Source organism: Fructilactobacillus sanfranciscensis DSM 20451 (genome assembly GCF_001436035.1).
GTDB lineage: Bacteria > Bacillota > Bacilli > Lactobacillales > Lactobacillaceae > Fructilactobacillus > Fructilactobacillus sanfranciscensis.
Window position 1 is genome coordinate 1 of sequence record NZ_AYYM01000027.1, and the last position, 9064, is coordinate 9064.

Genomic DNA, 9064 nt, shown 5'->3' on the forward strand with positions numbered 1-9064 from the left:
TTCGAGTCTCGTACGGACCGTTGTTGTAGGTTATACATGCAACTATAAAATTAAATAAACAGCATAAACATAAATGGTATGGCTCTGTAGCTCAGTTGGTAGAGCAACGGATTGAAGCTCCGTGTGTCGGCAGTTCGATTCTGTCCAGCGCCATTTATGGAGGGGTAGCGAAGTCTGGCTAAACGCGGCGGACTGTAAATCCGCTCCTTCGGGTTCGGTGGTTCGAATCCACTCCCCTCCATTTAATAGGGATGTAGTATAACGGTAGTACCTCGGTCTCCAAAACCGCTAGTGCGGGTTCGATTCCTGTCATCCCTGTTTATGATGTTATGGCGGTAGTGGTGAAGTGGTTAACACATCGGTTTGTGGTACCGACACGCGTGGGTTCGATTCCCATCTACCGCCCTTTTGATTGTCTTGCTTTAAAGCAAGAAGAGGGCAATTGATTCAAATGATTTATGGCGGTATAGCCAAGTGGTAAGGCAGAGGTCTGCAAAACCTTCATCGTCGGTTCAAATCCGACTACCGCCTTAGTATTGTCACAATCAAGCAAGCTCTTGCCGAGATGGCGGAATTGGCAGACGCGCTGGACTCAAAATCCAGTGATCATTGCGATCGTGCGGGTTCGACCCCCGCTCTCGGCATAACTAAATAATTAAAAGACTTTGTATAACGGTAAAACGTTAGTACTAAGTCTTTTTTTAATTTAAATTTTTTAAGATTAAGTGCAACTTATAATACAAAATAAAAGCGCCTGAACTATTAGTCCACACGCTTTTATTTTGTATTAAATTAATTTAAATAAATTAAGTACGCATTTTTTAAAGATGTTACCAGTAATACCCAAAATAAAACATACATCGATTTTTCCATAAAACCACCAACTTTATAATGGAAAAAGTGCCTATGTTTGTTGGTATTTTTTAAAACGAAGGGGTACCAAATATCAACTTTGTTTGCTGAAAATCCATCTTCAATGATGTGAATTAGGATTCCAATTGAAATACCAAATATACATACCGCAATGTAAAAATGATTAGATTCCAATAAAAGACTAATATACATAAATAGAAAGACATTCCATAATGTGTGCGTGAATCCACGATGTTTAACGTTAATAAAAAAATGTTTATAAAATAAACCAAAGATTGTAGTTTTATTTAATTCACTATTACGAGAATCAACATCGGGAAGTAAACTTCCAAAACCAACTGAGGCGAAGATGATGGTAGTAATCACTAATGGTACAGTTACATGATTAGTTTGTGAGTAATAATTTACAGCGGTTAAAGATATCGCTTCAGATGATACCAAATGAGTTTTTCCTAACATGTTCTCTTCCTATATTAATTTTAAACCTTTATAACTATCATTAACTCTTATTATAGGCGGTATATCAACGTTTGTGTAGATTTTCCAAAATAAAAATCCCTAACAAAGCTAAATTTAAGGCTTTGTTAAGGATTTGATAACTAAATTACCCGTACGAGACTCGAACTCGTAGCTCCGCCTTGAGAGGGCGACGTCTTAAACCAGTTTGACCAACGGGCAATAAAGATATAACGTTTTAATTTTACTAATATAATGGTTTTATGTCAATGTTAATTTCAAATTGACATGGCTATTTAATCATTGTAAGATTATTAATGTAATTTATTGGGCATTAGCCAAACTGGTAAGGCAGTGGACTCTGAATCCATAATGTACAGGTTCGAATCCCGTATGCCCAATACTATATTAGTATGTTAGAAAAGTCGCTATTTAGCGGCTTTTTTTATTATGATAATTAATTTTAAACTATTATAATGAGTTTAATAGGGGTGATAAATATGAGTTTTGAAAAGGTTAAAGGATTAATTAATCAAATGATAAATGATGAGATTGTACCTGGTGCTTCTTATTCATTTATTACTGGTTTGAATGTTGAAGATCACGTTGCAGGATACAAGCAATTGAAACCAACGAAAGAAATTTTGCCACAAAATCAATTATACGATGTTGCTTCAATGACTAAAGTTATGGGAACTGTTCCAGTAATTATGCAACTATTACAAGAGGGTAAAATTGGCCTTGATGATTCAGTTACTAACTATCTACCAGAATGGAAATTTCCTAAAGTTACCATTCGTCATTTATTAACACATACTTCAGATATAGAAGGATACATACCTAATCGCAATGAAATGAATATGAACCAATTACGTCAAGCACTTTTAGGTCTTCATACAGGACATAACTTTGGAAAAGAAGTGAAATATCAAGACGTTAATTTTATTTTTTTAGGGTGGATTGCAGGTGTTGTCACTGGATTGCCAATTCAACCACTGATTACTCATATGGTATTAACTCCATTAGGAATGATCGATTCAACTTTTCATCCAGATGCTAGAAGAACAGTGCCAACTACTTATGATGAAAAAACTGGCATGAATCGGGTTGCCAAAGTCCATGATCCCAAAGCTCAAATTTTAGGATCGAACTGTGGGTCAGCTGGTTTGTTTAGTTCCCAACGTGATTTTGATAAATTTGCACAATGGATGTTGCAATTAACACAACCTGGCAAAGTTTACACACCAAATATTTTTGATGCGATGTTCTGTAATCAAACTCCAATGCAAAATGGAACGCGGACTTTTGGCTGGAAATTAGAGGATTATGAAGGCCATTCATATATTTACCAAACAGGTTACACAGGAATTTTAATGATTCTAGTACGGGAAAGAAAGAGTGCTTTCACATTCTTATCTAATCGTGTACATCCTGATGTCAGTGAACGATTTATCGATGCTCGCCAAGATATGATTGATGCTTACTTATCGGATTTGTTTGATTAGAATAAAATTGTTAAATGTTTATTAAGTTTTGATAGTATAGTAGAATTAAACTAACTGATTAAAAAAATTACAATGAGGTAATTCTAATGAATAAACAACCATATAATATTGGACTAGATATTGGAACGAGTTCAGTTGGGTGGTCAGCCACTGAACTGGATAATCGTTTATTACATATTAAGGGACACAACGGAATCGGAGTTCGTTTATTTAAAGAAGGAGAATCGGCAGCTGATCGTCGTGGCTTTAGAACAACTAGAAGACGATTAGCTCGTCGAAAATGGCGGCTTCGGTTATTAAACGAAATTTTTGCTACTGAAATTGCAAAAGTTGATCCAAGTTTCTTTGCCAGATTAAAACAATCAAACGTTTCGCCCAAAGATCCAAATAAAACAATGTTTGGGAATATCTTATTTGATGACGAAAATTTAGATGATCAAAAATTTCATCATGATTACAAAACAATTTATCATTTGCGGCAAGCAATTATTAATCATCCAGAACAAAAATTTGACATTAGATTAATTTACTTAGCCATGCACCATATTATTAAATATCGTGGTCATTTTTTGAATCAAGCAAATGTGCAAGATTTTAAAGGTGGAAAAATTGATTTAGAAAAATCTTTTAAAGCGTTGAATGACATCTTTGAAAATCAAGGACGTGATTTACGGCTTGTGACTGATGAGGCTAATCAATATGTAAAAGTACTTAGTGATAACGCCAAAACTAGATCTGATCGGAAAAAAGAATTATCGAAGTTATTGTATGTTCCAATTGATAAAGATACTGATAAGAATAGTAAGAAAGTTACGGGAGAAATCCTCAAGGCTATTTTAGGTAATAAAGCTAAATTTGATGTGATTTTTGGCATTGAGGTGGAAAATCCTAAAGAATGGGTCTTAACTTTCAATAGTGATGATTTTGACGATAAAATTGAAGGTTTATCATCCCAAATGACGGATGAAGATTCTGAAATTCTTTTAATTTTGAAAGAACTTTATTTTGCTTTGAACTTATCTGATATTTTAAATAACTCAGTTACTGATAAAAATGCAAAAACTTTATCAGAAGCGATGATTAACCGTTACGATGATCATAAAAATCAATTAGCAATGTTGAAAAAAGTAATTGATAGTTCTGATAAGAAACATGCAAAGGAATTAAAAGAAGCTTATTCAGCATATATTGATGGGGAAAATAATAAAAAGATTTCTTTTGAAGATTTAAAGAAACGAATTCAAAAGAACTTAGTTGATTCAGAATTATCACAAAAAATTAATGATTTATTAGATCATGATTACTTTTTACCTAAACAACGTTCTAAAGAGAACGGTGCCATCCCACATCAATTACAACAACAAGAATTAGATCAAATCATTGAAAGTCAAAAACAATACTATCCTTTCTTAGCAGAATTAAACCCGAACGAAAAACGAAGTCGTCAAGCTAAGTATAAACTTGATGAGTTAGTTGCTTTCCGAGTTTCTTATTACGTTGGGCCAATGGTTGAAGTTACCGATAGTAATCAAGAAAATAATGGTAAGTTTGCTTGGATGATTAGAAAAGAACAAGGTGAAATTACCCCTTGGAATTTTGACGAAAAAGTTGATCGGACTGAAACTGCTACCAAATTTATTACTAGAATGACTACGACCGATACTTATTTAATTGGTGAACCAGTGCTTCCTAAAAATAGTTTGTTATACCAAAAATTTGTAGTCTTAAATGAATTAAACAATTTAAAAATCAATCAAGAAACGATTACGCCTGGACAAAAGCAATATCTTTATGAACATGTCATGAAGAAAAACAAGCGGGTGACCTTGAAAAAGATAGCAGATGCCTTAGTAATTAAAGGTGACTATCCTTACGCTCCAGAAGTTAAGGGAACAACTGACCAAAAGAATTTAAATAACGGATTAACGACTTATATCGATTTAGCCAAAATTTTTGGTAATGAATTAGATGATGTTGATCGAGAAGCAGACTTTGAAAAAATCATCGAGTGGTCAACGATTTTTGAGGATCAACATATATTTGTCTTAAAACTTCAAGAGCTTAAATGGCTTACGGAAAAACAACGTAATCAAGTTGTTAAACTTCGATACCAAGGTTGGGGTAAATTATCTAAAGAATTACTTGCTGGTTTAGTTGATGATAATGGGCAACGAATTATTGATCTTTTGTGGAGCGATAATCAAAACTTTATGCAAATCGTAAACCAAAAATCATTTAAAGAATCAATTGCTGATCATAATGGTGCTCACTTAGAAGAGAAAAATTTAAAAGATGTTATCAATGATTTATATACTTCACCTCAAAATAAAAAAGCCATTCGTCAGGTTATTTTAGTGGTCGATGACATTATTAATGCAGTTGGTTATGAACCAGCTAATATTATGATGGAGTTCGCCCGTGAAGATTCTAACGACCATCGCTTAACTAATTCTAGAAGTCGACAATTAGAAAATGTTTATAAGGACATTACTAATAGTTGGTTTGACAATGATAGTGTTAAAGATGAACTAGAGGACAAAATTAAAAATAAAGATAAGTTTACAGACCGCTTGTATCTATACTTTACACAAGGCGGAAAAGATTTATATACTGGTGAACCATTAAATATTGATGATTTATCTAGTTATGACATTGATCACATTTTGCCTCAATCATTTATTTTAGATAATTCGTTAGATAATCGGGTCCTTACTTCTCAAAGAAATAATCGGGTTTCAAAAGAAGATCAATTGCCAGGTGAATTATTTGGTACTAAGATGCACGCATTTTGGAAACGATTAAAAGCAGCTCATTTAATTAGCAATAAAAAATACTATAATTTAACGCTTACACCTAATTCAATTAGTAAATTTAATAATCAAGGACGTTTTATTAATCGTCAGCTAGTTGAAACGAGACAAGTAATTAAATTAGCTGCTGAAATACTTCATAATCGTTATTCTGAAGAAAAAGGAACTAACATTGTGACAATTAAAGCAAATTTAACTCATCACATGCGGGAAAAATTCAATTTCTATAAGAACCGAAATGTTAATGATTATCATCATGCCTTTGATGCATATTTAACGGCTTTTGTGGGAAACTGGCTATTACAACAATATCCTAAATTGAAACCTTATTTTGTATACGGTGATTTTGCTAAAACTGAAATTAATAATTTGAAGTCATTTAACATGCTTTATAAATTTGAACAAGCTCACCAATTGAATGAAAAAGATGGGAAGATTGCTAAAGATACGGATGCCTTATTAGGTTATATGAAAAATGTCTATCACTTTAAGAAGATGTTGGTTACTAAGGAATTGGAAACTAATCATGGGGCTTTATTTAACCAAACTTTGTACCCATCACCAGCTCATGATATTAAAAAACGGCAATTAATAAAACCAAAGGATAATCGGCCAACAGATATATATGGTGGTTATACACATGAAGAAAGAAAATATATGTCTTTAGTTAAAGTGATTGGGAAAAAAGATAACGAATATAGAATGGCGAATGTACCACTTTTAAAAATTAATAAGAATAATGATATTAAAGAAATTTTAAAATCACAATTTTCTAATAAGAAATTCGAAATTGTTTTACCTAAAGTTTTAAAAAATCAATTATTTAGTGAAAATGGTGCATTATTTGTGATTGGCAGTAAAGGATATAAATATAATGCTAATCAACTTGTTTTATCTGATCTTGATATGAAACTTTTAAATGATTTAAGTAACAATAAATCTATTGATGAAGTTACTATCAATCAATTATTTAAAAATATTGTTGATAGTACTAATAAATATATGCCATTATATGAAATTAAAAATTTAAATGAAGTAGTTGAAAAATTCAATAATCTAGAATTTAATGATAAGAAGAAAACGATAACTGATTTCTTACTGGCAACTCATGCTAATCCTACTATGAGTAATTTGAAAAATATTGGATTGCCTTACTTTGGTAGATTTATAAGAAATACTGGAATTAAATTAAGTGAAAATGCAAATGTAATTTACCAATCACCAACTGGATTATTTTCACGAAAAATTAAAATTTCTGATTTTTAAATGCAAAACAAAAAGGAAGCTAGAAGATAGCTTCCTTTTCTTATATGTATGGCCCTTAAGGGCTCAGAAGATAAAACTTGGCACAAGACCTTGTTTGATTTTAACTCAGTACGTCATTCTAATGAGATTAAAATGCTGGCATTCCAACCAACAAAATAAATATAAACAATATCTGAGATATTGTCAAGGAGAAGAACATGGGTTGGAGGACAATTGTAATAACGCAGCACGCAAAAATTTCTTATTCAGGTAGGAGAATTATCGTTCAAACTAATAGCAAAATTAATGAAATTCCAATTGATGACATTGAAGTTTTATTAATTAGTACTACACAGGCAGTTATAACAGCACGAGCAGTTGCCGAATTGGCAAATAATTCAGCAAAAGTTATTTTTTCAGATAAGGTCGGACAACCAATTACAGAAACCAATAATTATCTTCCAAATAATCGATCATATTTGTTATTAGAAAAACAATTTAATTGGGATGATAATCGCAAAGAAATGTTATGGACTTGGATTGCTACTGAAAAAATGAAAATGCAGATTGAAGTTTTACAAAAGAAAAAAATTGATACAGAAGAATTGAACTATGAGTTTGCTAAAATTGAAATTAACGATTTGACTAATCGTGAAGCCGTTATTGCCAGAAAATATTTTCCACTACTTTTTGAAGATGGTTTTGGTAGACGTGATTTTAATCCATATAACGCCGCCCTTAATTATGGATATTCAATTTTACTTTCGTTTGTTGATTTGAATATTTCAGCAGCAGGATATTTAACTCAATTAGGAATTCATCATCATAGTGATGAAAATCAATTTAACTTAGGTTCTGACTTAATGGAACCATTTCGTCCGATTGTTGATTTGTGGGTAAGTCAACAAGATATTAAAGAACTAACTCCAGACATTAAGTACGGATTAGTTGATTTATTTAATCTAGAAATTAAGTTTAATGGAAAAAATACTATTTTGCGAAATGCCATTAAAAGTCACGTTCAGAATTGTTTGAAATATCTTTCTGAAGAAACTGATGAAGTTAAAATTGATTTGGAGGTTGGAAATGAGGTATCGGGTAATGCGATTAATCGTAATGTTTGATTTGCCAGTTGAAACAAGTGAAGAAAAACGAAATTATCGCAAGTTTCGTAAAGAACTAATCAATGAAGGATTTTTAATGATTCAATATTCGGTTTACGCTAAGGTTTGCGTGAGTCGTCAATCAGCGACTTTTACTGAAAATCGAATTTCTACATATTTACCTAGCAAGGGACTAGTCCAAACTTTAATGGTAACGGAAAAGCAATACAACAGTATGAATTTTTTGATTGGTGAGAAAAAAGATGATGTTCGAAATACTTCAGATCGGACGGTGATAATTTGAAACTTACATTTTATCCTTATAGCCCCTTTGAAATTGAAAAAGGGGAGCTTACTATCATTCAAACTACAAATAAAAAATTTTATTTTGATGTTATTAATGGTTTGAAAAATCTTGATCGTCTGGTTTTAAGTCAAGATGATGAAAAAATTGATGCCAAACTAAGCTTAGTTAATTTAGACGATGTAGTGACTAATACTGAGCAAACCCTAAAATTTAAAACAAAAATTAAAAATGATGTATTAAATAATCTAAATGATGATAATCGAAAACGGTTATTTCAACTCGATGCAGAAATGAAAGAGATTTTTTTAGGTGCCGCTTATTTAGATGATTTCCCCATCCAAGTTGATGAAGATTGGGATATTAATAAACAATATGCATATACAGGTACTAAATTGTTGAATGTGAATCATGATAATCCATATGATATAATTAAAGAAGTTCTTAATTTATATGCGAAATTTGATTCAAAAAAGTTGTTAGTTCTTAAAAATCTATTTAATTATTTGTATTCCAATCAGATTGAAAGTCTGGTTCAAATGATTAAAGCTTTAGAATTGAACGTACTTATTTTAGATTTTTCAAGTGAAGATTATTCCACTTTTCTAGAAGAATGCCGTTATTACTGCGTTGACAGAGACTTTGTGAGATGGGATTCTGCTGATAGGTGAATATTACAGACGGTTTTAGAAGTACGTCATTCTAATGAGATTAAGAGCGGTCAACGCCGTTAGTTCCGCCAACTGCTAGTTTTAGAAGTACGTCATT

At 31.9% G+C, this 9064-nt stretch carries 6 protein-coding genes and 8 tRNA genes; 12 read left to right on the top strand and 2 right to left on the bottom strand.

Going from position 1 to position 9064, the window contains the following annotated elements; all coding sequences use genetic code 11:
- Nucleotides 1-80: 80 nt before the first annotated feature.
- From FD36_RS05620 to FD36_RS05645, 6 genes are all read left to right on the top strand, one after another.
- Nucleotides 81-153, top strand: a tRNA-Phe gene (locus tag FD36_RS05620).
- A 5-nt stretch (nucleotides 154-158) separates the two neighbouring features.
- A tRNA-Tyr gene (locus FD36_RS05625) sits at nucleotides 159-241 on the top strand.
- Between the two features lie 6 nt (nucleotides 242-247).
- Nucleotides 248-318 (top strand) — tRNA-Trp (locus FD36_RS05630).
- A 14-nt stretch (nucleotides 319-332) separates the two neighbouring features.
- Nucleotides 333-405, top strand: a tRNA-His gene (locus FD36_RS05635).
- Between the two features lie 55 nt (nucleotides 406-460).
- A tRNA-Cys gene (locus tag FD36_RS05640) sits at nucleotides 461-531 on the top strand.
- A 28-nt stretch (nucleotides 532-559) separates the two neighbouring features.
- Nucleotides 560-644 (top strand) — tRNA-Leu (locus FD36_RS05645).
- 148 nt (nucleotides 645-792) lie between these two features.
- Here the strand turns inward: FD36_RS05645 and FD36_RS05650 are convergent.
- Together FD36_RS05650 and FD36_RS05655 are read right to left on the bottom strand one after the other, a co-directional pair.
- Nucleotides 793-1332 (bottom strand): metal-dependent hydrolase, encoded by a 540-nt coding sequence (locus FD36_RS05650; RefSeq protein ID WP_056958669.1) that lies wholly within the window; start codon nucleotides 1330-1332, stop codon nucleotides 793-795.
- 145 nt (nucleotides 1333-1477) lie between these two features.
- Nucleotides 1478-1551 (bottom strand) — tRNA-Glu (locus FD36_RS05655).
- Between the two features lie 106 nt (nucleotides 1552-1657).
- On the opposite strand from FD36_RS05655, the gene FD36_RS05660 reads away from it, so the two are divergent.
- The 6 genes from FD36_RS05660 (at nucleotide 1658) to csn2 (ending at nucleotide 8967) form a co-directional block, all read left to right on the top strand.
- Nucleotides 1658-1730, top strand: a tRNA-Gln gene (locus FD36_RS05660).
- 99 nt (nucleotides 1731-1829) lie between these two features.
- Nucleotides 1830-2834 carry a serine hydrolase domain-containing protein gene (locus FD36_RS05665; protein WP_056958670.1) on the top strand — a complete coding sequence of 335 codons (1005 nt, stop codon included), beginning with the start codon at nucleotides 1830-1832 and terminating at the stop codon, nucleotides 2832-2834.
- Nucleotides 2835-2920: 86 nt separating this feature from the next.
- The gene (gene cas9 / locus FD36_RS05670; RefSeq protein WP_056958673.1) at nucleotides 2921-6910 is read left to right on the top strand and encodes a type II CRISPR RNA-guided endonuclease Cas9; all 3990 of its coding nucleotides are present in this window, start codon (nucleotides 2921-2923) and stop codon (nucleotides 6908-6910) included.
- Nucleotides 6911-7107: 197 nt separating this feature from the next.
- Nucleotides 7108-8013, top strand: coding sequence for a type II CRISPR-associated endonuclease Cas1 (gene cas1 / locus FD36_RS05675; RefSeq protein ID WP_056958675.1), 906 nt, complete (start codon nucleotides 7108-7110; stop codon nucleotides 8011-8013).
- The gene (gene cas2, locus FD36_RS05680; protein ID WP_041817833.1) at nucleotides 7991-8296 is read left to right on the top strand and encodes a CRISPR-associated endonuclease Cas2; all 306 of its coding nucleotides are present in this window, start codon (nucleotides 7991-7993) and stop codon (nucleotides 8294-8296) included. The genes cas1 and cas2 overlap by 23 nt, the downstream gene beginning before the upstream one ends.
- Nucleotides 8293-8967, top strand: coding sequence for a type II-A CRISPR-associated protein Csn2 (csn2, locus tag FD36_RS05685; RefSeq protein WP_056958677.1), 675 nt, complete (start codon nucleotides 8293-8295; stop codon nucleotides 8965-8967). Before cas2 ends, csn2 begins: the two co-directional genes overlap by 4 nt.
- Nucleotides 8968-9064 lie beyond the last annotated feature (97 nt).